Below are 24,471 nucleotides of genomic sequence, written 5' to 3' on the forward strand. Positions count from 1 at the left end.
CAACCTTGACAAGGTTTCCGCCCAAAGTCTGCTTCGGGTGCCAGGATCTAGGGCGCTCATACCCGCTCGGGCGCGGATGCTGACGTTCGGCGTCGATCAGCTGGAACGGCAGATGTCGCTTCTCCGCGCTCCGAAGGAGACGTTCCGGATCGTCCAACAAAGCGGACATGATGACCGGCCTGAGCGCGGCAATGAGATGTCCGCTACCGGCGAGCGAAATTTGGCACTTGAGCGGCAAGGAAGGGTCGACCTTTGCACATCGCTCCGTGCAGAAATAAGCCGACGACAGAGCAAGGGCTGCGTGAAATTTCCTACAGACCGGCGATACCTCTAGGGTGAGGCCCCACTATTTTCGTTAGATGGGGTGGGGACAGTGACGTAGTAGCCCGTGGATCTCGGTCGAAGGTATGTCGGCTCCGACGGTGCGCTCACCGGGTTGGGAAATTGCGGCTTTTGCACGGTTCACGCTTGTGGCTCACCGACTCTCCCCTTGGATCTGAGGATCAGCGTGCAATAGGCACCCCCTTCGTGGGGTGATCGGCGTGCAAAAAGGACCCCTTCATCCCGGGGATTTAGTCGGCCGACTGGTTTTGATCAGTTGGCGAGAACGGGATGTTGATCGTGGAGACAGTGGTTCGGATTCGGCGTGAGCATGCAGCGGGTAAGGCGATCAAGGCGATCGCTCGTGACCTTCGTTTGTCGCGGAAGGTCGTCCGCAAAGCGATCCGGTCGCCGGAGGCGGCGTTCAACTATCAGCGCAAAGTCCAGCCGCTGCCGCGGATCGGTCCTTATCAGGATCGTCTCGATGCGCTGCTTGAGGAGAACGAAGGTCGCGGCCGCCGCGATCGGCTACGGATGACGCGTATCCATGACCTGCTGGTGCGCGAGGGGTTCGATGGATCCTATGATGCGGTGCGCCGCTATGCGGCGCGCTGGCGTGCTGCGCGGCGGAAGGATGCTGGCGAAGGCGCACCGGCGTTCATCCCGATGACCTTCCAGCCGGGTGAGGCCTACCAGTTCGACTGGAGCCACGAGGATGTGGAGATCGCCGGCAAGCCGATGCGGGTGAAGGTGGCGCATATGCGTCTCTGCGACTCGCGCGCACCCTATGTCCGGGCCTATCCGCGCGAGGGCCAGGAGATGCTGTTCGATGCCCATGCCCGGGCGTTCGCGTTCTTCGGCGGTGTGCCGCGACGCGGTATCTACGATAATATGAAGACGGCGGTGACGGCCGTGTTCACCGGCAAGGAGCGTGTGTTCAACCGCCGCTTCCTGATCATGACCGATCATTACATGGTCGAGCCGACCGCCTGCTCGCCGGCGGCGGGATGGGAGAAGGGCCAGGTCGAGCAGCAGGTCCAGACAATCCGAGGCCGCTTCTTCCAGCCGCGGCTCCGGTTCGCCAGCCTGGCCGAGCTCAACGGGTGGCTGGAGGCCGAGTGCCGGCGCTGGGCCGAGCATCATGCCCATCCCGAACGCGGGGATATTACCGTCGCCGAGGCGCTGGATATGGAGCGACCGGCCCTGCAGCCGATCCTGGCACCGTTCGACGGCTTCCATGAGAGCGAGCATGCCGTCACCGGCACCTGCCTCATCAGCTTCGATCGCAACCGCTACTCGGTCATGTCGACGGCCGCACGCCGGACCGTTCAGGTGCGCTCCTATGCCGATCGCATCGTCATACGCTGCGGCGATGCGATCGTCGGGGAGCATGAGCGCCACTTCGGTCGGAACCGCACGATATACGATCCCTGGCATTATCTGCCGGTCCTCGCGCACAAGCCCGGCGCGCTGCGTAACGGCGCACCGTTCCAGGACTGGGATCTGCCGCCCGCCCTGCACCGATTACGGCGAAGGCTCGGCACCGGGGACGAGGCCGATCGCAGGTTCGTGCGGGTCCTCTCGGCGGTGCTCACCGATGGCCTGGAGCCGGTAGAGGCTGCCGTGCGCGAAGCGTTGGCGAACGGAACGGCCAGCGACGAGCTGATCCTCAACATCCTCTCCCGGCGCCGCGAGCCGGCGACACCCCACAGCATCGTCACTTCGGAAGACCGGATGCTGCAGCATCCTCCGCTCGCCGACTGTGCCCGCTATGATCTGCTGCGAGGCTATGATGCAGCGGCATGATATGATCGACACGATGCGCGGCCTCGGACTCAAGGGCATGGCGGCGGCGTTCGACGAGGCGGTCACCACCGGCCTCCAGCGCAAGCGCACCACCATGGAGATACTGACCGACCTGCTCCGTGCTGAGGCGACCCACCGGGATGCAGCCTCCATCCGCTATCGGATGACGGCTGCGAGGCTGCCCGTGGTGAAGGACCTGGAGCGGTTCAGCTTCGAGGGCACACCGATCAATGAGGAGATGATCCGCTCCCTTCACGATGGCTCCTTCCTCCCGCCTCGCCGCAATATCGTGCTGGTCGGCGGCACGGGGACAGGCAAGACCCACCTCGCCATCGCGATCACCGCCAATGTCGTGCGAAGGGGCGCTCGCGCCCGCTACTTCAACACCGTCGATCTGGTGACACGCCTCGAAGAGGAGACCCGGATCGGCAAAGGCGGGACCCTGGCGGCGCAGCTGTCGCGGCTCGACCTGATCGTTCTCGACGAGCTCGGTTATCTGCCGTTCGCCCGCTCGGGAGGGCAGTTGCTGTTCCACCTCATCAGCAAGCTTTATGAGCGGACCAGCGTCATCATCACCACGAACCTCGCCTTCGGCGAATGGCCGACCGTGTTCGGCGATCCCAAGATGACCACGGCGCTGCTCGACCGCGTCACCCACCACTGCGATATCGTCGAGACGGGCAACGACAGCTGGCGCTTCAAAAACCGCAGCTGACAGCCACCTTCGGCGCCTTCAAAAATCTATCTTGCGCTGCGCGCGCCTCCGGTCGGGCTACGCCCGCCCTCCGCCGCACGCAGCGCAAGGCCATCTTCAACAAACCAGCATCATATTATCTGAAAAGGGGGTCCCTCTTCGACGCCGATCGGGGGTCCCTTTTGAACGCCGTTTGACACCTTGGATCTTTCGAGAGGGTTCGGGATGCGATCGTCAAACTTAGGTGCAGCAATGTTTCTGGCTGTATTCTCATTTCCAGCAGCACACGCAGATCAGGGCGCGCCCTCCGGATCGAATGCTTCGGCCTATGGTACTTACGGGCTTGATGAAGATGGCATGGACCATGAAGCGTCGCCGGGTGAGGATTTCTCCCGCTATGCGAATGGAAACTGGGATGCGCGCACGGCGATCCCGGAGGACAAGGCCAGCTTCGGCATGATCAACCTTCTGGAAGACCTCTCGCGCGAACGCACAAGGGCAATTCTGGACGCGGCCCGAAAAGACCCTTTGAACAAGATTGGGGCAGCGTATTCGAGCTATATGGGTCGTGCTGCCGTTGAGAAAGCGGGTCTAACGACAATCGCACCATGGCTCCGGGAAATCAGCGAATTGCGCGACAAAGCTGGCCTGGAAAACCTCGTTGCGAAGGCCAATCGCATTGGTGTTGCCGGTCCTTTTCGCCTCTACGTTGGGCAGGACGATAAAAAGCCAGACAGCTATATCATCAAGCTGAGTCAGGGCGGCTTGGGCCTGCCGGATCGCGATTATTATCTCGAGCAAAGCGACAAAATGGCCGCGATCCGGACGGCATATCGTGCGTATCTTACACAAATGCTGACTCTGATTGGGGAAACTGACGCCGGCAGCCGAGCTGACGCTCTGATGACGTTTGAGACGGCAATAGCGAAGCTGCATTGGTCACGGGTCGAAAGCCGCGACGTCGATAGGGTCTACAACAAGACCACACTCGCCAAATTGACGGTGGACGCGCCCGGGTTCGACTTCCCTGCCTATTTTGCCGCGAACGGCATCAAACCCGCCGAGATGATTGTCGCGCAGCCCAGCGCCATTGCGGGGGAGGCGGCGCTCATCGCGAAGACTCCGCTTCAGGTTCTGAAGGATGCTTTGCTCGTGCGAAGCATCCATACCTATGCCGATTTCCTGCCCGACCATATCGGGGACGAGGATTTCGCCTTCTACGGTACAATCCTAGCTGGTACGCCAATGCGGCCGGAACGTTGGAAGCGTGGCATCGATTTTCTCAAGGGCGCTTTGGGAGAGGAGGTTGGGAAGGCCTACGTCGCGCGATATTTCCCGCCTGAAACGAAGGAGGCGATGGACGCACTGGTCCAGAATGTGATCGCGGCCATGGGCCGCCGGATCGATAAGCTGACCTGGATGAGTGATACCGCGAAAATCAGGGCTCGCCGCAAGCTGGCCGCGTTTACGGCCAAGACCGGTTATCCAGACAGATGGCGCGATTATTCGGGTCTCATGATCAAGGCGGGCGATCTGTTCGGCAATGCAGTTCGCGCCAACCAGTTTGCCTTCGACTATCAGGTGGGAAAGCTTGGCAAGCCGATATATCGTTGGGAATGGGGCATGACGCCCATGGAGATCAATGCATATGCCAATTTCGGCAAGGTGGAGATCGTCTTTCCCGCTGCCATCCTGCTACCGCCCTTTTTCGATCCCAATGCCGACCCGGCGGTCAACTATGGCGCGATCGGCGCTGTGATCGGCCATGAGATCAGCCATCATTTTGACGATCAGGGTTCAAAATATGATGAGACCGGGAAGCTCAACCCATGGTGGAGTGAGGCCGACGTCGCCACCTTCAAGGCGCTCAGCGGACGCCTTGTCGATCAATTTGATCGTTATGAGCCTTTCCCCGGTGTGCATGTGAAGGGGGCCATGACTTTGGGTGAGAATATCGGCGATCTGGCAGGCTTGGCTGTTGCTCTCGATGCCTATCATACTTCACTGGGCGGTAAGCAAGCTCCGGTCATAAACGGAAAGACCGGCGACCAGCGCTTCTTTCTCGGATGGGCGCAGGTGTGGCGGATCAAATATCGGGAGGCCGCCCTGCGCCAACGGCTCGTCACGGATTCCCATTCGCCCGCTCAATACCGCATTTCCACGGTTCGAAACTTTGATGAATGGTATGCCGCGTTTAAGCCTGAACCCGGTGAGAAGCTCTATCTTCCGACCAAGGATCGGGTCAAAATCTGGTGATTGAATCTAAGGCCGGGGTGAAGCCCGGCCTTGTCATGGGAGGGTGTCAGCGGCGCTCTTAGTCACGATCCCAGTCGCTCTTGGCAAATGTCCTTTACCAATCCTTGGAGTATAGTAATCCGCTCACAAATCCATTCCAGTTCCTCGGCAGTGATTTTATAATGCTCTGAGTAACGTGCGTTGACATAAGCACCGCGCAGCAGTTCGAAACAACGCTGCGTGAATTTTGTATCCCGCGGCCACGCTTGAATCAACCTTGCATCCAACTGTTCGCACTGTGACCTGAGCAAATTAATCTTGTGTGATTTTGGTGCGTACAACGTACTAACGAGGAGAAAGCAGTCATAAAGTCGTTCAGTGGTCTGGTGCAGAACGAACGCGGCTTCGTTTTCATTTCCTTCCGAAAGTGCGTGTCGAGCCATGCTGAAAAATGCTGTTGCGCTCGGAAACCATTTGTCAAAATGCTTTTGTGCCTCTGCTCGTGCTTCGTCCGGCGGCAAAGTAACTGGCTGATCGAACGGATTGTCAGGTGCTTCATAGAGAGCAATACCATCACGGAGGATGTCTCGAAAGAAGGGGCGACCCTTCTTCAGTTGTTTATTCACGTCGGTCAGGCTGTGGGTAATGATGTGCGCCGGAACACTGAGCTTCTTTGAGATGGTGTGGGCCCGGAGTAGATGGTCCTCGGCCTTGCTCCAATATTCGATCGGATCCGCGAGTTCCTCATGGTTCACAACGACCAGCACGTCATAATCGGAGAAATAACCACCGACCGGGTCTTCTACCCAGTCGCCGCGCGCATGTGATCCATAGAGGATAACCTTGAGGATCCGACCGGCCTTGCGATGAGGGGCATTACGCCCGGCGATCGTGTCCTCAAACTCTTCGAACAATATGCGACGGATTTCGCCGAGCTCCCGCTGTTTACGTTCGGGCAGATGATCGAGAGACGTCTTCATTCCCCCAGATTCCCCCTTTGGCGTAGAAAAGCCAAGAAAAATATGTGCCTTGTATCAATCAGGCCGCTTGGTAATCATCGCATAAAAGCGGATCGCCGCATTCGAAGCCTCAGTGTGTCGGACAGTTCGCGCGTATCGAATCATTCGCGGATCGGGAGAGCTTTTCGCCGCAACTCGGCATTTAGCCGCGGAGTTTCCGCAGCTAAATGCCGAATCTCCGCAGCTAATTGGCGAAGAACCCGCAGATTGCTGCGCAGGAACAGCTCAGCCATTATTTTTTCTGCGCTTTGCGCGGCGCAGTTAGACAGTCGCGGCGGCTGCGCTATGGAGGAGATGTCGGGTGCCGTGAAACAGGACGCGTGTCCCATGGGCCGGGGGATCGGCGGGCTTTTGGCCTGGCCGGTCGGCAGCGGCGCGACGTCCAAATAACGGGTCCTTGTACAGGATTTCCAACACCCGACCCCTTTTTTCAAGCCCTTGCCAGCCGATTCTCGATACGGAATTCTCTTTGGTGCCGTCGGGAGGCCGATGGCGGGGCGTGGAAACCCCTGTACCGAAGATCGGCGAGTCAGACTTGGTGCTGGCATGGCCGATCCATGCGCGCGCCCTTTGCGCGATGCACCGGCATGGAGCTTTTCCTTTGCCGTCCTTATGGGGCGGCACGCCCTTCGTAATTGAAGGAAAGGCGCGGGTAATGACCGGCGAGCAAGGGAAAACGCCGTGGCTGCCAATGGGTAGCCGGCAGGACGGGATGGTCGACAGGCTGTACCGCAATCATGCGGGCTGGCTGCTCGGAAGGCTGCAACGCCGGTTCGCGGGCTCTGGTCTTGAAGCGGAGGATTTGGTGCAGGACACCTATATGCGGGTAGCGCGCTACAGCGAAGAGGAGGCGGAGCGTCGGCCCCGCGCGCTGCTGCTCCGGATCGGGCTCAACCTTGCCTTCGATCAAATGCGCCGCAACAAGACCCGTCCCGCACCGCTGGCGGCTAATGATCCCGATCCTTCCTGGGACATAGAAGACTGTGGAGAGCAGGAATATTTCCTCGGCCTCAAACAGGCCGTCCAATCTTTGCCACCGGATCTTCGGACGGTCTTTCTTTTGTCGCGGTTCACCCGCATGACGAATGCAGATATCGCGAAAAGGCTGGGAGTTTCGGTCAAGACCGTTGAGGGACGGGTGAGCAAGGCACTTATATTGTGTGCACAACGGCTGTCGGACTGAGGGTAGGGATGACGATGGGCAGCGAAGAAGATAAAAAAATCGAGGAAGACGCAGCCTATTGGGTTGCGCGCTTCAATTCCCGCGTTGCGGACACGGCCGAACTCCAGCAATTCTTTGCCTGGAAGAAAGATCCGCGCCATGCCGCCGCCTATGAGCGACTAAATGGGCATTGGGAGAGCGCACAGAAGCTCGGGAAAGACCCGCAAATTGCTGCTCTGGTCGATGACGCAATCGAGCGAACCGCGCCTCGGTCAGGCATCCGTCGACCAATGTTGTGGGTGGCAGGCACGGTTATTGCCGGAGCTATGACCCTTGGCACATTCCTCCTCCGGCCAGTGGCGATCCATTATGAAACGGGAATTGGGGAGCAACGCCTGGTTCGCCTGGAGGACGGCACGAGGCTCCATCTCGATAGCGCAAGCGCCGTCGACATAAATTTCTCGTCAGGGCATCGACGCGTCGCCCTGATCAGCGGCCGGGCGATGTTCGATGTTGCGCATGACAAGAGCCGTCCCTTTGATGTGGATGCGGGCGTGGCGACCGTGAGAGCGCTCGGCACCCGCTTCGAGATCGATCGCCAGCAATCGGATGCCAATATCCTTCTGATCGAGGGCAAGGTGCGGGTGGATGCCGCGCAATGCCCGTCCGACAAATGCACCGATCAGTTGTTGCCGGGCGACATGATGATGGCGCGGGAAGCGGGACTTGGCGAGAAAGAGCGGGGCAATGTCGAGGCGATCACCTCCTGGACCACCGGCCGGCTCCAGTTCGAGGGCCGATCGCTCGCCGCCGCAGTCGATGAAGTCAATCGTTATTCCAAGGCGCCTATCATCCTGGAGGCGCCGGATCTCGCGGATGAGCGCGTCAACGGCGGATTTGCCGTTGGCGACCGCGATGCCTTCATCCGGGCCGTGATCGCGCTCTACCCGTTACGCGCGGAGCCGCAAACCAATGGCACTATCCGTCTTGTCCCTGACCCTGTGCGATCCTGATTTAAAAATTTCACATATCGTCCAGGGTTACCCCCGTTCCTCTACGTTACAGAATTAGGCGACAGGGGAAGGCGGGAGACCCGCTCCTCGGTCCGCCGGACCAGCAGGGGAAGGGAAACCATGACAGCCAGGAACGTCCATCGTATGGATTCGCCGAAACGGGCAAGGTCTGCACAGCGTCGCGGCCTACTCCTGTGTGCGGCCTGGGCGTTGGCGAGCGTTCCCGCGATGGCACCGGCGGCCTATGCGCAGGAGGTGCATCCGCGTTTCGACATCGCGGCGGGTTCGCTCGATCAGGCGTTGCAGCGGTACATGGTGCTGACGGGCCGCCAGATTCTGTATCGTAGCCAGTTGGTAGAGGGCCGTCGCACCAGCTCGGTCGTGGGATCGATGGATGCCGACAAGGCGCTGCACAAGCTGATCGGCGGCTATCCGATCACCGTCAGCCATCAGGGCCGCAATGTCTATGTGCTCTCGCCGCGCGGGGCGCCATCGCCGCAAGGACAGGGTCAGTCCCAGCATCGACCGGTCCCCCAGCGTCTACCCCAGGCAATCGCGCCTCGGCCGAAGCCGGTTCGCGCGCCGGACATGGCAGCAGCTGGGATTGTCGTTACCGGCACAAATATCCGCTCGGCAGCGCCGCCCTCATCGCCGGTGATCAGCATGACGGCCACCGACATCGCCCGCTCCGGCGCGGGTACGGTTGCAGAGGCGCTGGCGCTGCTGCCGCAGAATTTCGGCGGCATGGCCAATGAGGATACCAGCCTTACCGGCTCGGACCGCGTCAGCATCAACCCCGGTCTTGGGGCGAGCATCAATCTGCGCGGTTTAGGCTCAGACGCAACTTTGACCCTGGTCAATGGCCGCCGGACCGCGGGCGCGGGCGGGAAGGGCGATTTCACCGATCTCTCCAGCATTCCTGCAGTTGCGGTCGAGCGGGTCGAGGTTTTGGCTGATGGCGCGTCGGCTCTTTACGGCTCGGACGCGATCGGCGGCGTGGTCAACATCCTGTTGCGCAAGGATTTCGAAGGGGCTGAGAGTCGGCTGCGCCTCGGCACGGTGACGCGAGGCGGCAGTGAGGACATCATCGCCGGACAGGTGGTGGGTGCCCGCTGGGCGACCGGTCATATCCTTGCGGCCTATGAATACCAGCATCGCGGTCGCCTCCCTGGATCGGCGCGCAAATATACGCGCTCAGCCGACCTGCGGCAGCTCGGCGGCCATGACTACCGCCAATATTTCTCGGCTCCCGGCACCGTTGTGGTGCTAGACCCCGTGAGCCGCACCTATGTCCCTGCCTATGCCATTCCCGACGGACAGGATGGCACGGATCTTGAGCCCAGCGACTTCCTACCCGGCGCCAGTCTTTCCAGTCCGCGCGCCCATGTCGACCTGCTCTCGAAGCAGGACAGGCACAGCCTGTTCGTGAGCGGGGAACAGGAACTGACCGCCGGCCTCACCTTTTATGCCGAAGGCCGCTATTCCGATCGCAAGTTCGATGCGAAATCGCAGCCGTCGCTCACCATCATGAGCGTGACCCGCGCCAATCCCTGGTTCGTTTCGCCCACCGGCGGTTCGTCAGTGGCGATCGCCTATGATTTTGGCAGGGATATCGGCCCGATCCTCACCAGTGGCCGGGTGCGCAGCCATTCGGTGACAGCGGGCGTCCGGGCGGAACTGGGCGGCGACTGGCAGGTCGACGCCTATATGTCGCACGCCCGTCAGGTTGATCGGCAGCTGAGCGATCATCTGCTCAACAGCAGCGCGCTCAATGAAGCGCTGGGCCTCACCGCCGATAATCCGCTAACCGCCTATAGCGCGGCGCGCGACGGCTATTTCAATCCTTTCGGTGATGGCAGCAGCAACAGCGCCGCCATCATCGATTTTATCGGCAGCGGCTTCATCCGCCAGCGCTACAGCAGCGAATTGCTGAATGGCAGCATGATCGCCGACGGCACGCTTTTCGACCTACCCGGCGGGCCGCTGAAGCTCGCCTTCGGGACGCAGGCGCGCGAGGAGCATTTCTCCCGCTCGGTCCAGACCTTCGCCTCGGGCGTCACGCCGCCCGCGCCGGTGACGCCGAAGGCGAACCGGACGATCGTTGCCGTATTTGGCGAACTGGCCGTGCCGATGGTCGGCCCGGGCAATGCGCGCCCCGGTGTTGAGCGCCTCGACCTGTCGGTCGCGGTCCGCCATGAGCGCTATTCCGATTTCGGTTCGACCACCAATCCCAAGATTGGGTTGGTGTGGGAGCCGGCGCAAGGATTGCAGCTACGGGGAAGCTGGGGAACGTCGTTCCGCGCGCCTGCGCTCCCAGAGATTTTCGACCCGTTCCGCGTCTCCTACACCCAGCTCCCGACCACGGGTGGTGGCAACCTGCCGGTCCTCACCCAACGCGGCGGCAATCGCAGTCTCGAACCAGAAAAGGCCAAATCGCTGACTGTCGGCTTCAGGGTCCAGCCCAAGGCTGTGCCGGGCTTTGGCTTGGAGGCCAGCTATTTCCAGACGCGCTTCTCCAACCGGATCGGACAGCCGGTCACCGAGAATATTCTCCAGGCGCTCACCAACCCCATCTATGCGCCCTATGTAACTCTGATCGATCCCGCGCATAACGCCGCCGATCTGGCTCGCGTGCGGGAACTGCTCGCGGTGCCAGGGTCGAGCGTGCCGACGACCTTCGCCCCGGAATCCTTCCGCGCGATCCTCGACGGGCGCTATGTCAACTCCGCCCGGGTGGATGTGCGCGGGGTCGATATCCAGATGCGTCAGAGCCTCACCCTGGGTTCGAACCGGCTGAACATCTCGGTCAACAGCATGATCCTCATTGATTATAAGGATCAGCTCACGCCTGCTTCACCCATGATCGAGCGAGTAGGGACGTTGGGCAATCCCGTAGACTTCCGCCTGCGCGGCACTCTCGATTGGGCGCGAGGCGACGTCGGGGCAACGCTTTCGCTCAACCATGTTGGTCCCTACACTGACAACATCAGTGCGCCCGCGCGTCCGATCTCGTCGTGGAACGGCGTCGACCTGCAATTGCGCTATGAACCGCGAACAGCGGAGGGTTGGCGCAAGGGGCTGAGCCTGGCTGTCACCGTGCAGAATCTCTTCGATAGCGATCCGCCCTTTGTCGACCGCAATTTGGGCTTTGCCTACGACCCGGCCAATGCCGATGTGCTGGGCCGCTTCGTATCGATGCAGGTGAAAAAACGATGGTAGCGCCGCGCGGCTAGGCCGCCGCTTCGCTCAGACCCCACCAATCAGGAATCCGTGACATGCGTTTCCCATGGCTGGCGGCGCTATGCCTGGCGATGGCCGGCATCGCCGACGCACGCCCCTATGGCGTGGACGATATGCTGCGCGTCGAAAGCTACGGCCAGGCGCTCATCGATCCCGACGGCCGATGGGTGGTGATCGATCGCTATCGCCGCTATGACAGCGCCGCGAGCTACCGCTATGACGGCTTTACCCGGCGGGGGCTGGGGGTCGTGATGCGTCTCGACCTTCAGCATGGCGGGCGTCTTGAACCGCTTTTTTCGCAGGATGATGGCGCGGGCTATTGGATCGCAAGCCTGTCGCCTTCGGCCAAGCGCCTAGCGGTTTTCAGGCTGAAGGACGAGATGCTCTCGCTCGGGATCGTCGATATGGCGACGCGGGAGGTGCGCTGGCTCCTGCAGCATCCCGTGACCTCACTGTTGCATCCGGCACCAGACTGGCTGGACGATCAGCGCCTGTTGTTGGTTGCAGCGGACAGTCCGGCGCTGCCGTGGCCGTTCGCGACGGGTAGCCGCTATCAGGCCGAGGTCATCCCTCTCTGGGCGCGCACGGCACGGGGGCAGGAGCCCGGTGTCTCAGTCGTTGGCGGCACAGGCGAGGCTGCGCCGCTTCCGCAGCGTCGACTTCTCATGATCGATGTCGAAACCGGACAGACCACCCAGCTTGGCGATGGACCGATTGCGGATGTCGCCATTTCTCCTGACGGCGCCTCGATCGCGCTGCTCCGCGAGGGACCGGAGCCGGTCATCCCTTTGAACGTCCCGGTTCGGTCGAGTGACCAGAACCGGCAATATCGACTGTCGGTCCTGCGCACTAAGGGCGGATTGGAACGGGAGGCCTGCATCGGCTGCGACATCCAGCCGGGTTTCCTCGAATGGGCACCGAGGAGCGACCGGCTGATGTTCTTTGCGCGAGCGCCCGGCCAAGATTGGGCGGCAGGCGAGCTACGTCTGTTTGACGCGCGGACTGGCCGCATTCGTGCAGCTTTCGACGACGTGACCCCCTTCCTGCCGCCCGACGACAGCGGCGTGCGTTTGGTGCGCGCGGGCTGGTGGGGCGAAGTTCCACTCGTCTTTGGCCAGCGGGGCGGGAGATCGAGCCGCTGGAGTGCTCCGCGTGCCGCAGCCTCCATCAACAAAGCTCTGGAGCGGCTGCCCTGTCAGCCACCATTGCTGCAGGCGGGGAGCGCCCGACTGCTCCTCGCCTGCCCTGATGGACTATGGACGATGGACCGCACTGGAAATTCCAGGAGGATCATAAAAGGTGGGCCGATCAGCATGCCGCGATCGACGAGCGAAAGCTTCGATATCGGCATTCGCGCCAACCATCGTTCGATTACTGCCATTAGCGACGATGCCCCCATTGTCATCCCGCAGGGTGCGCAGGCGCAGCTTCGTTGGCTAGGCTGGGCCAATCGAACGACTGATCACACAACCGATCCGATCACGCGCCTGCTTTTCGGCAGCAGGCGTGCAGGTATCGCGCTTTTGATCACGCGCGATGCCTGCGGTGTCGGCCGGCTCATGGCCTCGGGGCCGGCCGGCATTCGCGAGATCGATCGGACCAACGCCCATCTGGCAGATGTCGATCTGCCTGACATGCGGCCGCTGACCAACCCCGCTACGGGCCTTACGGATTGGCTGATCCGTCCAGCAGGAAATAGGAGCAAGCCATTACCGCTCATTGTCGTGCCCTATCCTGGGATGACCTTCACCATGGATCGTCGACCGGCCGTTGCGCCCGACATGGTCGCCGCGTCAGTCAATCCATTGCTGCTCACGAGCCTTGGCTACGCCGTGCTGATGCCCAGCCTTGTCGATGCGCGGGATGGCATGGACCGAGGTGCGACCCTTGGCACGCAGGTTGAGCAGGCGGTAGATCGGGCCATTGCGACCGGCTTAATCGATAGTGAGCGGGTGGCAGTCTACGGCCATAGCTTCGGTGGTTACACCAGCCTCAAGATCGCCACCCAAAGTCATCGCTTCCGCGCCTATATCGCGAGCGCGGCACCTTCTGACCTTGCGATTCAGCATGGCGCGCTGTCGCCGGCCGACCGGGTTGCACTTGAGGAGGGGTTTCCGCTGACGGTCGGCTTTGGTTGGGCGGAGGGCGGGCAGGGGAGCATGCAGACAGGGCCGCAGGCAGCGCCAGAACGCTATCGGTTGAGCAGTCCCTATTATCAGGCCGATGCGATCAGCGATCCGGTGCTGCTTATCCACGGTGATATCGATCCGGTACTCGCCATCAATTCCGAGCGGATGTTCACGCAGTTGCACCGTCGCGGCCGCGACGTGACCTTGCTGCGCTATTGGGGCGAAGCGCATAACCTTCGCAGCCCCGGCAATATCCGCGACATGTGGCAGCACATTGCCGCTTGGCTTGGCGATCGGCTGGCGGTCGGAGGAAGCCTCAAGCCCAGCGCTGCGCCCACAATTCCATCGCCACCAGCGTTGCGAGCAGCGAATGATCACCGCGCCAGAGCAGCGCTTCACCGTTCAGCATTGGCTCCAGCGCTGCGCGGTCGATAATATTTTGCCGCACCAGATGACCCTCGCGCAGAAGCGGCCCCAGGCGGTCGAGCTGAAGAGCGATGGCCCGGCTGTAGAAGCCGGTGGCCTCACCCTTTGTACGACGCTCGCGCACCGCTGGCGGCAGCCAGTCTGCCAAGACGTCGCGCGCGCCGCCCCGGTCGCGCTCGTCGGGAACCAGCTCCCATGTCGGCACGCGAAGGCAATGCTCGACCACCGGTTGCGACAGCATGGGATGGGCGAGCCGAAGGCCAGCGGACGTCAGCGTCGGTGCGTGGAATATCTGGCAGTTGGAGAGCATGGCGATCTGCAGCCGCTTGCCTGGCGGCAGTCGCTTCGCCTCCTCCATCCAGGGATGGAGCGGCAGACCTGCTTCCAACTGGGCACGCAGCAGCGCTCCGGCCAAAGCCGGCTGGAAATTGGCGGCCGCGCGCATGGGGAGTGGGCGCAGCGATCGCCAGAGCGACGACCAGATGGATCGGTTGGTCGATGCGGCGCTCTCAGCGAGCAGGCGCCAATAGGTCGGCCCAGGCCCTTTGGCGCGCAGCCGGTCAGCCGCGATGTGGGGACCGCGTGGCTGGAACAGCACCGCGTCGCCGCCCTGGCCGCTCAATATTGTCGTTGCGCCGACAAGGTCGGCGGAGCGCACCGATGTCTGGTCGGCAATATGGTCGAGACCATAGACGAGCGGCTGCTCTGGTCGCGATCGCTCCATATGCGCCATATAGTCGATCTCGCTGGGGTGGATACCGACCTCTACCAGGGGCACGTCCCAGTGATCGGCGACCGCGCTGGCAAAGCGGCTCTCTCCGCCTCCGGTCGCGCCCGGCACGAGATTGAGCGCGTGGATCGCCGGTCGGTCTTTGCGTCGGGCGAGGCCTCCCAGAATGAGGGAAGAATCAAGGCCACCCGACAGTTCGATCGAAACCGGGCTGGAGCCATTGCCCCAACCGGCAATGCAATTCGCCAGGACGCGCGGGAGATCGGCAAGGGGCGCCGGATCCTGGCGGGCGATCGCCGTCGGAGACCAGATGCCCTGCGTGGTGATGCCGTCCTTGCCGACATGATAGATAGTTCCCGGCAGGGGGATGGTGACATCCGTCAGCGCGCTCAGGCTTCCCACCCGTTCGGGCAAGGCCGTCAGTGTTGCGAGCGCGGACCAGTCGACCACGGGTCGCACGCCTACGCTGTCGAGCAATGCGTCGGGCAGGCCGCTCGTGATCAGCGTCAGACCATCGACCTTCCAGATATAGGCGCGCAGCGCCCCCGACGGATCGCGCATCAAGCTTGTCTGTTGGCGTTCCGGGTCGTGAATGAACGCGACGTAGCGGCCCCAGCACAGCCGGGTGATCGCGGACATAGCTTCGACGGGATCGGTGGAGGTCTCCAGCGCGGCGGGCAGCGAATCCTTCGGCAGCGTTCCCGGCAACAGGGAGCCGAGTACCTGGGTTCTGCCCTCGCGCGCAGCGTGCAAGGCCCATCCCGGATTCGGAGCGCCCGCCAGCAGCAAAAAGCCGGGGTCGTCTGCCTGCACCATGAGGTCGGGGAGGCGCGAGCGCAGCGCTCCGCCAATGGTTCGAGCGCGCTCCATGGTTGAGGCACCCGGTGGCGCCAGGAGTGCGCAAAACCGCAGGGGATCAGAAGCGGGCAATGGGGTCGTACCAGCGGACATGATCGGCCCAGTCATTGAGAACACGCCCCTGCCATTCGACCCAGCAATGGGCTTCGAAGGGATAGGTGCGAACGCCAAAAATCCATTCTGCCGCTACGCCGCGCTTGCGCAGCAGGCGGAGCAGGAGCCAGGACTGAACAAAACAGCGACCACTGCGCGGCAGCAGAATCCGCAACTGCCTGAAACGCTGAACGAGACGTATGACCCCTGCATCATCCAGCCTCACTTTCGCAGCGGTACGGATCGGGCGGCGCAGCAGCGCCTTGCGGCGAAGCCCATAGTGGACGAGGCCCAGGATCACAGCGGGAATGAGGGTCAGGCTGGCAAGGGCGTTGCCGCGCGGCGGCATGCCATCGACCGGCCATGTCGGATCGAGTATGGTCGGGACATGGTTGTCCACTGCGCGGAGCAGCCCTGCATCGATCACTTCACGGATGACGGGATTGCCGGGATCATGGTCATCACCGCGAAGGGCGAGAATGACATCCTCGCCATCAGCGCCCTGCAGACACAGATAGCTGTCGTCGGAAAGGTCGAGGAGGATGAGGTCTTTGCCGACATCGGCGGCACGAACATGGGGTGCAGTGGTGAGTGGCATGGAAAGCAGCCCAGGAAAATGGGGAGCGGCGTCAGATTTGGAGCCGCTCCCGTTGAAGGTCAGGGCCAGCAGAGGACAGGCATGAAGTCTTCGCTCTCGCCCATCTGCGTGATCGCACGGGTATCGCGCGAAACGCTGCCTAGGCGCCGAAGGCGCAGGGTCAGTGGCTTGGTCATTACAAACCTCCTTGGGGGTATGAAGGTCATCGTCCCGGCGGTGAGCCGCGAAGGTCACAGTGCGCCGAGCTATTTCATGAAAGGGAGGAGCGGCCTCCACAAAAGAAGGCCGCTCCCGGTGGGGTCAGGCGTAGGACAGGACGGGCAGAAATTCTTCCTGTTCGCCGGTCTGAACGATCGCCTTGGTGTCGCGGGAGACGCTGCCGAGGCGCCGCAAGCGAATGGTCTTCACTTTGGTCATCACGAACCTCCTTCATTGGATTTGCCGAACATCGGCATGTTCATGAGGCGCCCCGGCCCGAAGCTATTCAAATGATATTGAGACTATTTTCATTGTGTAGCCGATCGTGCGAGGGAATCGTGTCGCCGCGCGATTTCAAGGGCGGCTTTGCGACGGCGGCTGTAATAGGCGTTGGTAAAGCGCTGGAGGAGTCGCCGATCGCCCGCGGCAATAAGGGCGAGAAACTCAGCGGACTCAGCTGTCGGGTTGAACATTGTCGCTTCGGCGGGTTGCACGGGCGCCAGCCTTGCATCGAGATTGGCGGCGATCAGGCAGAGCAGTGAATTCGCGGTCTGGCCAGCGAGCGTCACCAATATGGTCCCGCTGTCGAACAGTGTTTCCTCAGCGCCATTGCCCGCGACGTTAGCGGACAGAACGACCGGTTCACTCAGCAGCGAAACCGCCGTGCTCTGCGCGACAGTGTAGAGCTCGCTCAACTCCACCGGGCCAAGCCGGGGTACGAAATAGCCAAGGCCGCGCCGCTCATCGAGCAGGCCTTCGCCCGCGAGGCGGGCCATGGCTTCACGAACCGGCGTTGGGCTGAATTTGCAGCTTTCTGCGCACCTGGCGACCGAGACATGTTGGCCTTCGGGCCAATAGCGCTCGCGTAGTGCCTGACGGATGGCTTTATAGGCTTGTAGATACGCCCTGTCTTCTGAGGTGCCCATGAACATTCTGCGTCCCTTCCAATTCGGAATCATGGAAGTTGCGGTCATGCAAGCCGCTGGCGAGGACAATTTGATCCATATGGGGTTAAATGGAGCACGTTTCGGATATTGGGGTCAAAGCCCGCAGTTGTCTGCCGATTTCCCGCAGCTATTTGCGCATATCACGCCAAAAAATGGCGCGGATTCGGCATTTAGCCGATCCATTTAAAATCAACGGTTTATTTGTGCCTGATTTTCTGGTTTTCTTGTGCAACTGGCGTTGCTCCCTGTCAGCGCCGGGCCAGCCGGAATGCATGGGAAAGATGTGGAGATGAGGGAAAAATCGACCGAAGAGACGCTCGACGTGGAGCTGATCGCGAAGGCCATGCGCATGATCCGCACGGAGCGCCGTCTGAAGCCATCCGAGGTCGCGAAGGTCATGGGTCTCCCTGTGCGGTCCTACGAGCATCTGGAATCTGGCAAGGGGCGGATAAGCTATGAGCGGGTCTGCCGATTTGCCGAGGCAACGAATAGCGATGCCGATGCACTGTGGTCGGTTCTCCAGATCGGGTCGCCGGAGTTTGCTCTGCTCTGCGCTGACAATAAAGGGATGAGTATCGTCATTTCTTTCATGCGCGAACTCCATGAAAAACTCGGCGAGGATATGATATTCCTGGAACCCGGCGCCATGATTGGCGGCATGTCTAGGCTCGTCAATGAATGGGTCGCGCACGTCCGCCAGCGCGACACTTATGCCGAGAAATGGTTGGAGCTGCAGAAAGGCAAATCGCGTAAGTCCGCCGCTTTGCCGGCTGGGTTGAGAAAGGGGCGGCTTGCCGAAACCTGAGCGAGCCATCATGTTCGGTGCATCTTTTCGTCGGAATAACATTTCAAACCAAAAGGGCTTTTTTGTGAAAGTTTAGGTCTCCGCATTGGGCTAACAGCGATAGCTGCCTGCACTTTGGCGCAGTGGATCGCGACGGTTCGGGATCCGCATAGATAGAGCCAACGTGATCCCGACCACCGTCCTCAGAGTCGACGGCCGTCGACCCGAATGCCAGTTCGAACCGCGCCTTTCGAATCTGTCTGCCCTCCAATCACTTGTAGTGGTGCGGCAGGCCGCTATGTCAAAAATTGCGCATCTTATGTTATCATGCTATGCCGCTGAGGGACATGAATGGAGGGTCGGGTGAACGTTTCTGTTGGCGAACGCTGGGAAGGCTTTGTGGAAACCGTGGTTAAATCCGGCCGTTACGGTTCGGCAAGTGAGGTTGTGCGCGAAGGCCTTCGCCTGGTCGAGGAACGGGAGGTCAAGCTAATATCGCTGCGAGACACGCTGAACGCTTCGATCGCCGCGCGTGGCGAACATGACGCTGACGATGTGCGGAGTCATCTGACGCGTGTGTCGGAAGAATTGAACCGCAGCAAAAAACTGAGTGCGTCGCCTCGTCTATCTGACGTCAGCCAGAAACGATCTGGCTGACGTCCTGCGTCGTATCGCGGCTGAAAGCGGGGATCTGGCGGTCGCTCAAGCCTTTGTCGAAAAACTCGTGGCCCGATGCGACAATCTTGCCGATCTGCCCGGTACGCTTGGAACCCATCGCCCTGAATTGCGGTCCGACATCCGGTCTCTTCCGCATCAGGGGTATGTCATTTTCTTTCGTTACGGCGAGGAGCGTGTGGAAATCGTGAATGTTCTCAATGGTCGCCTGGACATCGAGCGTTACTTCGAAGGCCACTAAAGATGAGAATTATGCTGGGCGTAAACGCCGGAGATTTTTGCGGCTGTCCGACATCGATTGACTGCTGATGAAAGAACAGCCCCGACAATGCGGGGCTGCCTTCAAAATTGCAGGTCTATTTGGCGTCCGGCGATCAGCCGTTGGCCGGGGGCACCTCCGCCTTGGCCTTCGCATCCCCATTCAACGCCGGGGCGGCTGTCTTGGCGGCCTTTTTCGGGGCATCCGCAGGTTTGGCCGCCTTAGGCGCAGCAGCCGGCTTGGCCTTGGGCGCGGCTTTCGCCTTGGGAGCGGCAACAGTCTTCACTTCCGGCTTGGCGGCAGCTTCAGTCTTTGCAGCGGGCTTTTCATCCTTGGGTGCGGCGATCGACAGGCGCTTGCGCGCATCAGCCTTTGCCGGTGGGGCCTTGGCCTCTGCGGCAGGCGCTGATTTCACCGGGGTGGAACTCTTCGGCGCGGCCGTTGCCGCGGCCGAAAGAGCAGCAGGCTTCGCCTTGGCATCACCATTCACGGCCTTCTTGGCGGGAGCGGGCTTGGGCGCTGCCTTGACCGGGGCTTTCGACTTTGCCGGAGCGGGTGCGCTCGGGGCGGCAGCGGCCGGCTTCACTTCGGCGGCGGGGGCAGCCGGAGTAACGGACTTGCGGCCAAGGCCGATCTTCGAGGCAACGGCGCGGCGCGCGTCCGAGTAGCTGCTGGCGACCAGCGGATAGCTTTTGGCCAGATTATAGCGGGCGCGATATTCCTCCGGGGTGAGGCCATGCGAGGCGAGGTGGCGCTTCAAAGTCTTATACGGCTTGCCGTCAATCAGGCTCAGAATGTGATCGGGCGAAGACAGGCTCTTACGTACCGAGACAGCCGGCGTGTAAGTCGGCGCTTCGGATTCTGCCGGGGCCGGATTGAGTTCATTGACGAGCGCGGCGCGCGTCGACTGGATCAGGCCGGCAAGGTCGGCACTCGGTACCGTATTGTTGGAGACGAATGCGCTCACCAACTGAACAGTGAGGGTAGTGATATCGGAAGAATTGTTGTCGGCCATGCTCGCGGACCCGTCTTCGAGGGATGTTCTGCGCCTCATGCGCGCAATCCAGAAAAATGTAAATCTCCAATTGCATCGATCAAGACGAGATGAGTGAACGACTTGGCGTCTGCCATGGTTCCAGTTGCGTCTGTCCTGTAAAAAATATGGTGAATCAGATTAAAGTCATGACAGGATCATGTCGATCAACATTGGCCCTATTCGTCGGCGCTCCGCGTCCTTCGGTGTGACTGGCAAGACAGGCGCGATCTGTTGCATGCGTGGCAAGGTGACGGCCTTCGCCGCGAGGTAGACATCGTCGTGAAAACCCATCGCCTCGATGATCAATTGCCGTACTTCGCCGGACTCCCGCGAACGAGCCTCGATCATGAAATCGGGCCTGCATGGTCCGAAGTCGGTTAGTCGATCGAAGACCGGCTTTTCGATCGAGAGATCAATATTCATGCGATTGAGATGCTGCTGGGCTTCCAAAAGCTGTCGCAGGACCAGTCGTTCGAACTCGCTATCTACTGGAACAAAGCGGCGTCCTGAGTAGATGGGCTGTGCATAGGCGCGCAGTGGCGCGAAGCCGCGGGACTCTGGATATTGCCCGATAACGACCAGGGCGAGATAGGGGCCTTTGATGACATTGGTCCGCACCGATGGCGACTGCACGCGATTGGCAATCAGCACCGGATCGCAGCCGGGCACATCGATACTGCTGCCTTGGAAGGCAGGGGCGAACAGGGTGAGGAAAGCCTGGGGCGCATGGCCGTGCGGCCATCGCTCGGAGAGCCTGCGCAGCGAGGCATAGACCTGTTTGCTGTGAAGCGGCCCGGCATGGGTCCAGAACGCGCTCGCCAGTTCCATGCCAGGCGCGATCTCGATCTTGGCGGCGGCCTGTCCCAAGGCTTTGAACTCGTCCCCGATCGACATGGGACGGTGTTGGTGACTGATAGGCTGGCAATGGTTGAGGCCCGCAGCGTCGATCAGTCGCCAGAGTAAGCGCGCGAGACGGGGGATCGACGCGTTTCGCGTACGGTCATCGGTCAAATCCTCTTCCGGCTTTTGGGCGAGATTTTGAGGGGCGGGGCGCAAGACCTCGAAAAAGCCTGCGGGCGGATCAGCCGGGTTGAGAGGGCTTCGCACCTCGGTAATGCGGTTCGTCGCCTGGTCGCGGAAGAAGGGGCAGTCGGTCCGATGTTCGGGCCGCTTCGCACTGGTGAGCCGCCGCAGATAATAGGTTTCCGCTTCGCTCAAATAGGCCGGCGTCAGGATGGGCGGCGGCTGACCCTCCTCCAGGCAATCACAGGCAATCCACTTCTCGCCAATGCGCGCCTGCTGGACGAGGAGAATGCCCGCCTCCTCATCATGATGATCACCCACGCCTTCATACCAGCGGACGAGCGCCATGCGGACAGGGGGAGGGAGGGCTATGCGCCGTGTCTGGAGGCCGTCGCTATTGCGATCAATTAACCACATGAGGGCCTCGCCGAGCGGCACCGAGGGGAGGGGTGTCCGGATGCTCCGAATTGACAGCCGCCATGGCGCTGATCTCCACTTGGGCTTCAACAGTCAGGAGGATGGTATGCACAAGGCGTTGCTGTTTGCTGGAATGATGCTCGTGGGGACCGATGCCGCAGATGCTGCGCCTCCCAGGAATGTGCGGATCGTGCAGATGATCACGATGGGCGGAAGTCCATCTGTAGATGGGGAAAACGGACCGAATGCGATGACCGGCGCAGTCGTCGAACGCCTTGGTGAAGGGCACGTCGCGCTTGCAGGTGGCCCTCATCGTCGATCGGTCGAAATCGAGATGGCGAACAGTTTTGCGGAGCGGGGGCCGGTGCCCATTGATAGCTGGAACGACCTTGGTCGCGGCGGCCCGGCGAACACCGAAACGCCCACGGGTGCCCTGACAATCCCGTCGTGGATGACCCGCTCGCCGCTCTATCCTTCGGCGGCGGCGCGCTGGGTACCGGCTTGCCTGCCCATTGCCTACCGCCCGACAGGGTTTCTCAAGGCGGACGCGGAGAACCGGCGGCAGGGCTATTATGGCCTGATGAGCCAGGTTGCCTGCGAATTCGGCATCCCGGTCGGCCTGTTCGACGCGATGATCATCCAGGAGAGTCGTTATCGCCATCATATTTTCTCGTCCAAAAATGCCTATGGATTGACCCAGCTCATGCCCGACACAGCAGCGGAATTGGGGGTCGATCGCTACGCGGCTGACCAGAATTTGCGCGGTGGTGCGCGCTATCTGCGCCGACAGCTCGATCGTTTCGGTCAGGTCCATCTGGCGCTTGCCGCCTATAATGCCGGGCCTGGCCGGGTTCGCAACGCGACGATCCCGCGCATCCGAGAAACCCGGCTCTATGTCGACGCCATATTGCACAATTGGTCGCTGCTGAGCGGTGTCGCGGTACCGAACCGGCGCATGGAAACGCTGCCGATGCCCGGCGATGGGTGGGACCAAGGCCCATACCGCATCGTGCGAGTTTCGACATTTCAGGAACGGATCAGAAGCGCAGATCGGTGAGCGCATTGCGCCGTTCAACGACGCGGGTGATCTCATGCGCCATGCGCTTGGCAACCGCGTTGGAGAAGGGCTCCGACCATCCACGGCGCAGCTCCGTGCCGTCAGCGCCTTCGATCTGCGCCAGAGCGTCGAGCAGCTTGCGGGGGAGATCGAGATAGAATTCCGCGAGCAGGGGCAAGAGCCGGTTCAGCCGGCTATCGCCATATAATCCGATATGGATGAGTGCTTCGCCCCTGAGCCAGGCCTGCAGGATATGGATGTCGAGCGCGTCGAGCAGCATTGCAAGCTCGGGCACGGTGATCGGCGGCCGCTTGGCCACATTGCGGTGCAGAACAGCGCCCAGGCGACTTTTGCCGATGCCTGTCGCGCCGGAAAGATCGCGGACACTCAGGCGCTTGTGCGCCATATCTTCGAGGATAACGGCAAGAAAGCCCGCCTGCACATCCGCGCGCCTGTCATTGGACCTGGAACTGGATTGATTGGGGTCATCACCGTCAGATTGCCATACCATGTCTTTCTCCCTGTTGGTCGCTCGTTACTTTTCCCCCGGATTTGCGCATAGTTGGGCTAAGAAATGGGCTGCCCGACCCATCGTTCTTGGCCCAAACGGAAAGCTGCTGGCCCTTGAATTCAAGGGACCAACTGACTTGCCGCAGTGCAAGATGCGGCCCGGCGAATTCGATATTCAATCAATTTTCATGCGATTGCGGGAACCGAGTCAAAGGAGCGAGCCCGAGCATCCTGTTTTGCCGCCGGAGCAAGTGAAGTTCTGGTCGGTTTCGATATCATGACGCCCTGAGATGGATGATATCTTCAAATCGGCAAATCCGTGAAGACTGTCCGAATCAGCTTCAATGCAATATTCAACTGTCCGCAATCGCGGGCAGAAATCCGCGAGATCGGACAGTTGCCCGCGAGCGCGGACAGTTTCGCGCAATTTTCTGTCGAGGCTCACGGGATTGTCCATTTATTTTCTGATTTGAGGACTTTTTCGCCGCTTCCTTCTTGGTGAAGAGCCGGAACGCACCCAGCCTTTCTCTGGAGCACGGATCAGCCGCGCTCGGAACATAAGGAACATCTCATGCAGTCTGTTCTGAAACAGGCCGGGCGCTTGGAGATGGCGGTGCTCGCGCTCGCTTTTCTCGGCTTTGCCCTGCTGCTGATGGTTGGCCCCGCCTTTGCCGGCGCCGACACGACCTTCGATACGGCGGAAAACACCTTCACCGGGTTTCTCGAAGGCTCGGGCGGTCGGATCATCACCATCCTCTCGCTGGTCGGCGGGGTCGTGGGTCTCGCATCGGGCCGTTTCTCGCTGGGACAGATCGCCATCCCCGTGGGCGTCGGCGTGGGCGCGGGCACCGGCGTTCCCATCGTCACCTCCACCGTCACCGCGACGATCTGAAGCTTCAAGTGGTCCATAGTGGCTTTCAGCCACGCCGGACCGACAAGAGGGTGGTGTATGGCACAGGACAAATATGTGATCCCGGCTCATCTGGATGATCCTGAATTGATAGGGCTCTGGACGCTGGATGAGTTCCTCGCGCTGATCATACCGTTCACGTGGGGTATCCTGACCCAGCATATCTTCATTGGCGTAGCGCTTGCGGGCGCGGGTTGGTGGGGACTTAAAAAGGCAAAGGCTGGCCGGGCGGGATCATGGCTTTTGCACCTGGCCTATTGGCATCTTCCGGCCGGTTTTACGGGCCTGAGAGCCACACCACCTTCCTATCTCCGGCTGATGGCAGGCTGAT

Annotated in this window: 23 protein-coding genes; 14 read left to right on the forward strand and 9 right to left on the reverse strand. The window is 61.1% G+C overall.

The window, feature by feature from the left end; genetic code table 11:
- The first annotated feature begins 612 nt into the window (after nucleotides 1–612).
- The 3 genes from istA to VVT58_RS21315 all read left to right on the forward strand — a co-directional run bounded on the left by istA (nucleotide 613) and on the right by VVT58_RS21315 (nucleotide 5,077).
- A complete protein-coding gene (gene istA / locus VVT58_RS21305; RefSeq protein ID WP_021238707.1) occupies nucleotides 613–2,127 on the forward strand; it encodes an IS21 family transposase in 1,515 nt (504 codons plus the stop codon).
- On the forward strand, nucleotides 2,114–2,842 hold the full coding sequence (gene istB, locus VVT58_RS21310) for an IS21-like element helper ATPase IstB (RefSeq protein WP_031304487.1): 729 nt from the start codon (nucleotides 2,114–2,116) through the stop codon (nucleotides 2,840–2,842). The genes istA and istB overlap by 14 nt, the downstream gene beginning before the upstream one ends.
- A 204-nt stretch (nucleotides 2,843–3,046) precedes the next feature.
- The gene (locus VVT58_RS21315) at nucleotides 3,047–5,077 is read left to right on the forward strand and encodes a M13 family metallopeptidase (protein ID WP_046766263.1); all 2,031 of its coding nucleotides are present in this window, start codon (nucleotides 3,047–3,049) and stop codon (nucleotides 5,075–5,077) included.
- 62 nt (nucleotides 5,078–5,139) lie between these two features.
- On the opposite strand, the gene VVT58_RS21320 is transcribed toward VVT58_RS21315, so the two are convergent.
- Together VVT58_RS21320 and VVT58_RS21325 are read right to left on the reverse strand one after the other, a co-directional pair.
- Nucleotides 5,140–6,036: a HEPN domain-containing protein gene (locus VVT58_RS21320; protein ID WP_046766262.1), complete on the reverse strand. Its 897-nt coding sequence runs from the start codon at nucleotides 6,034–6,036 to the stop codon at nucleotides 5,140–5,142.
- Between the two features lie 140 nt (nucleotides 6,037–6,176).
- Nucleotides 6,177–6,308, reverse strand: coding sequence for a hypothetical protein (locus VVT58_RS21325; RefSeq protein ID WP_352000167.1), 132 nt, complete (start codon nucleotides 6,306–6,308; stop codon nucleotides 6,177–6,179).
- A gap of 164 nt (nucleotides 6,309–6,472) precedes the next feature.
- On the opposite strand from VVT58_RS21325, the gene VVT58_RS21330 reads away from it, so the two are divergent.
- The 4 genes from VVT58_RS21330 to VVT58_RS21345 all read left to right on the forward strand — a co-directional run bounded on the left by VVT58_RS21330 (nucleotide 6,473) and on the right by VVT58_RS21345 (nucleotide 14,054).
- Nucleotides 6,473–7,258 (forward strand): RNA polymerase sigma factor, encoded by a 786-nt coding sequence (locus tag VVT58_RS21330; RefSeq protein ID WP_169576701.1) that lies wholly within the window; start codon nucleotides 6,473–6,475, stop codon nucleotides 7,256–7,258.
- Nucleotides 7,259–7,266: 8 nt separating this feature from the next.
- Nucleotides 7,267–8,250: a FecR domain-containing protein gene (locus tag VVT58_RS21335; protein ID WP_052757588.1), complete on the forward strand. Its 984-nt coding sequence runs from the start codon at nucleotides 7,267–7,269 to the stop codon at nucleotides 8,248–8,250.
- Nucleotides 8,251–8,460: 210 nt separating this feature from the next.
- Nucleotides 8,461–11,469 carry a TonB-dependent receptor gene (locus VVT58_RS21340; RefSeq protein WP_169576700.1) on the forward strand — a complete coding sequence of 1,003 codons (3,009 nt, stop codon included), beginning with the start codon at nucleotides 8,461–8,463 and terminating at the stop codon, nucleotides 11,467–11,469.
- Nucleotides 11,470–11,525: 56 nt separating this feature from the next.
- Complete coding sequence (locus VVT58_RS21345; protein WP_046766258.1) at nucleotides 11,526–14,054, forward strand: S9 family peptidase; 2,529 nt, start codon at nucleotides 11,526–11,528, stop codon at nucleotides 14,052–14,054.
- On the opposite strand, the gene VVT58_RS21350 is transcribed toward VVT58_RS21345, so the two are convergent.
- From VVT58_RS21350 to VVT58_RS21360, 3 genes are all read right to left on the reverse strand, one after another.
- Nucleotides 13,936–15,645: an asparagine synthase C-terminal domain-containing protein gene (locus tag VVT58_RS21350; RefSeq protein ID WP_158230105.1), complete on the reverse strand. Its 1,710-nt coding sequence runs from the start codon at nucleotides 15,643–15,645 to the stop codon at nucleotides 13,936–13,938. The two genes, VVT58_RS21345 and VVT58_RS21350, sit on opposite strands and share 119 nt — an antisense overlap.
- 46 nt (nucleotides 15,646–15,691) lie before the next feature.
- Nucleotides 15,692–16,324, reverse strand: a complete 633-nt coding sequence (locus tag VVT58_RS21355) for a lasso peptide biosynthesis B2 protein (RefSeq protein ID WP_046766257.1) — start codon at nucleotides 16,322–16,324, stop codon at nucleotides 15,692–15,694.
- Nucleotides 16,325–16,830: 506 nt separating this feature from the next.
- On the reverse strand, nucleotides 16,831–17,454 hold the full coding sequence (locus VVT58_RS21360) for a GntR family transcriptional regulator (protein ID WP_061938806.1): 624 nt from the start codon (nucleotides 17,452–17,454) through the stop codon (nucleotides 16,831–16,833).
- On the opposite strand from VVT58_RS21360, the gene VVT58_RS21365 reads away from it, so the two are divergent.
- The 4 genes from VVT58_RS21365 to VVT58_RS21380 all read left to right on the forward strand — a co-directional run bounded on the left by VVT58_RS21365 (nucleotide 17,447) and on the right by VVT58_RS21380 (nucleotide 19,169).
- Complete coding sequence (locus tag VVT58_RS21365; protein ID WP_046766255.1) at nucleotides 17,447–17,656, forward strand: hypothetical protein; 210 nt, start codon at nucleotides 17,447–17,449, stop codon at nucleotides 17,654–17,656. The genes VVT58_RS21360 and VVT58_RS21365 overlap by 8 nt on opposite strands.
- A gap of 102 nt (nucleotides 17,657–17,758) precedes the next feature.
- Nucleotides 17,759–18,274 (forward strand): helix-turn-helix transcriptional regulator, encoded by a 516-nt coding sequence (locus VVT58_RS21370; protein ID WP_052757586.1) that lies wholly within the window; start codon nucleotides 17,759–17,761, stop codon nucleotides 18,272–18,274.
- A gap of 342 nt (nucleotides 18,275–18,616) precedes the next feature.
- Nucleotides 18,617–18,910 carry a type II toxin-antitoxin system ParD family antitoxin gene (locus VVT58_RS21375; protein ID WP_076605794.1) on the forward strand — a complete coding sequence of 98 codons (294 nt, stop codon included), beginning with the start codon at nucleotides 18,617–18,619 and terminating at the stop codon, nucleotides 18,908–18,910.
- A complete protein-coding gene (locus VVT58_RS21380; RefSeq protein WP_076605793.1) occupies nucleotides 18,864–19,169 on the forward strand; it encodes a type II toxin-antitoxin system RelE/ParE family toxin in 306 nt (101 codons plus the stop codon). The genes VVT58_RS21375 and VVT58_RS21380 overlap by 47 nt, the downstream gene beginning before the upstream one ends.
- 133 nt (nucleotides 19,170–19,302) lie before the next feature.
- On the opposite strand, the gene VVT58_RS21385 is transcribed toward VVT58_RS21380, so the two are convergent.
- Together VVT58_RS21385 and VVT58_RS21390 are read right to left on the reverse strand one after the other, a co-directional pair.
- A complete protein-coding gene (locus tag VVT58_RS21385) occupies nucleotides 19,303–20,202 on the reverse strand; it encodes a MucR family transcriptional regulator (RefSeq protein ID WP_046766253.1) in 900 nt (299 codons plus the stop codon).
- Between the two features lie 165 nt (nucleotides 20,203–20,367).
- Nucleotides 20,368–21,663 (reverse strand): hypothetical protein, encoded by a 1,296-nt coding sequence (locus tag VVT58_RS21390; RefSeq protein ID WP_061938803.1) that lies wholly within the window; start codon nucleotides 21,661–21,663, stop codon nucleotides 20,368–20,370.
- Between the two features lie 40 nt (nucleotides 21,664–21,703).
- On the opposite strand from VVT58_RS21390, the gene VVT58_RS21395 reads away from it, so the two are divergent.
- Nucleotides 21,704–22,720, forward strand: coding sequence for a lytic transglycosylase domain-containing protein (locus VVT58_RS21395; RefSeq protein WP_052757585.1), 1,017 nt, complete (start codon nucleotides 21,704–21,706; stop codon nucleotides 22,718–22,720).
- On the opposite strand, the gene VVT58_RS21400 is transcribed toward VVT58_RS21395, so the two are convergent.
- Both VVT58_RS21400 and VVT58_RS21405 read right to left on the reverse strand, forming a co-directional pair.
- On the reverse strand, nucleotides 22,701–23,231 hold the full coding sequence (locus tag VVT58_RS21400; RefSeq protein ID WP_052757584.1) for a hypothetical protein: 531 nt from the start codon (nucleotides 23,229–23,231) through the stop codon (nucleotides 22,701–22,703). The two genes, VVT58_RS21395 and VVT58_RS21400, sit on opposite strands and share 20 nt — an antisense overlap.
- A gap of 207 nt (nucleotides 23,232–23,438) precedes the next feature.
- A complete protein-coding gene (locus VVT58_RS21405; protein ID WP_139111428.1) occupies nucleotides 23,439–23,687 on the reverse strand; it encodes a hypothetical protein in 249 nt (82 codons plus the stop codon).
- Nucleotides 23,688–23,801: 114 nt separating this feature from the next.
- Here VVT58_RS21405 and VVT58_RS21410 point away from each other — a divergent pair, with 114 nt between their 5' ends.
- Nucleotides 23,802–24,122 carry a hypothetical protein gene (locus tag VVT58_RS21410; protein WP_046766251.1) on the forward strand — a complete coding sequence of 107 codons (321 nt, stop codon included), beginning with the start codon at nucleotides 23,802–23,804 and terminating at the stop codon, nucleotides 24,120–24,122.
- 57 nt (nucleotides 24,123–24,179) lie between these two features.
- On the forward strand, nucleotides 24,180–24,470 hold the full coding sequence (gene traL, locus VVT58_RS21415; protein ID WP_046766250.1) for a type IV conjugative transfer system protein TraL: 291 nt from the start codon (nucleotides 24,180–24,182) through the stop codon (nucleotides 24,468–24,470).
- Nucleotide 24,471: the final 1 nt, after the last annotated feature.

Origin of the sequence: Sphingobium sp. SJ10-10 (assembly GCF_036038995.2) — a bacterium.
GTDB lineage: Bacteria > Pseudomonadota > Alphaproteobacteria > Sphingomonadales > Sphingomonadaceae > Sphingobium.

Bases quoted from the DNA above. Each gene is read 5' to 3' on its own strand.
- VVT58_RS21365 (WP_046766255.1), top strand. From the start codon at position 17,447: ATGAACATTCTGCGTCCCTTCCAATTCGGAATCATGGAAGTTGCGGTC.
- VVT58_RS21410 (WP_046766251.1), top strand. From the start codon at position 23,802: ATGCAGTCTGTTCTGAAACAGGCCGGGCGCTTGGAGATGGCGGTGCTC.
- istA (WP_021238707.1), top strand. From the start codon at position 613: ATGTTGATCGTGGAGACAGTGGTTCGGATTCGGCGTGAGCATGCAGCG.
- VVT58_RS21370 (WP_052757586.1), top strand. From the start codon at position 17,759: ATGAGGGAAAAATCGACCGAAGAGACGCTCGACGTGGAGCTGATCGCG.
- VVT58_RS21395 (WP_052757585.1), top strand. From the start codon at position 21,704: ATGCTCCGAATTGACAGCCGCCATGGCGCTGATCTCCACTTGGGCTTC.
- VVT58_RS21320 (WP_046766262.1), bottom strand. From the start codon at position 6,036: ATGAAGACGTCTCTCGATCATCTGCCCGAACGTAAACAGCGGGAGCTC.
- VVT58_RS21405 (WP_139111428.1), bottom strand. From the start codon at position 23,687: ATGGACAATCCCGTGAGCCTCGACAGAAAATTGCGCGAAACTGTCCGC.
- VVT58_RS21385 (WP_046766253.1), bottom strand. From the start codon at position 20,202: ATGGCCGACAACAATTCTTCCGATATCACTACCCTCACTGTTCAGTTG.
- istB (WP_031304487.1), top strand. From the start codon at position 2,114: ATGCAGCGGCATGATATGATCGACACGATGCGCGGCCTCGGACTCAAG.
- VVT58_RS21360 (WP_061938806.1), bottom strand. From the start codon at position 17,454: ATGTTCATGGGCACCTCAGAAGACAGGGCGTATCTACAAGCCTATAAA.
- VVT58_RS21345 (WP_046766258.1), top strand. From the start codon at position 11,526: ATGCGTTTCCCATGGCTGGCGGCGCTATGCCTGGCGATGGCCGGCATC.
- VVT58_RS21335 (WP_052757588.1), top strand. From the start codon at position 7,267: ATGACGATGGGCAGCGAAGAAGATAAAAAAATCGAGGAAGACGCAGCC.
- VVT58_RS21390 (WP_061938803.1), bottom strand. From the start codon at position 21,663: ATGTGGTTAATTGATCGCAATAGCGACGGCCTCCAGACACGGCGCATA.
- VVT58_RS21350 (WP_158230105.1), bottom strand. From the start codon at position 15,645: ATGGAGCGCGCTCGAACCATTGGCGGAGCGCTGCGCTCGCGCCTCCCC.
- VVT58_RS21315 (WP_046766263.1), top strand. From the start codon at position 3,047: ATGCGATCGTCAAACTTAGGTGCAGCAATGTTTCTGGCTGTATTCTCA.
- VVT58_RS21325 (WP_352000167.1), bottom strand. From the start codon at position 6,308: ATGGCTGAGCTGTTCCTGCGCAGCAATCTGCGGGTTCTTCGCCAATTA.
- VVT58_RS21355 (WP_046766257.1), bottom strand. From the start codon at position 16,324: ATGCCACTCACCACTGCACCCCATGTTCGTGCCGCCGATGTCGGCAAA.
- VVT58_RS21400 (WP_052757584.1), bottom strand. From the start codon at position 23,231: ATGGTATGGCAATCTGACGGTGATGACCCCAATCAATCCAGTTCCAGG.
- traL (WP_046766250.1), top strand. From the start codon at position 24,180: ATGGCACAGGACAAATATGTGATCCCGGCTCATCTGGATGATCCTGAA.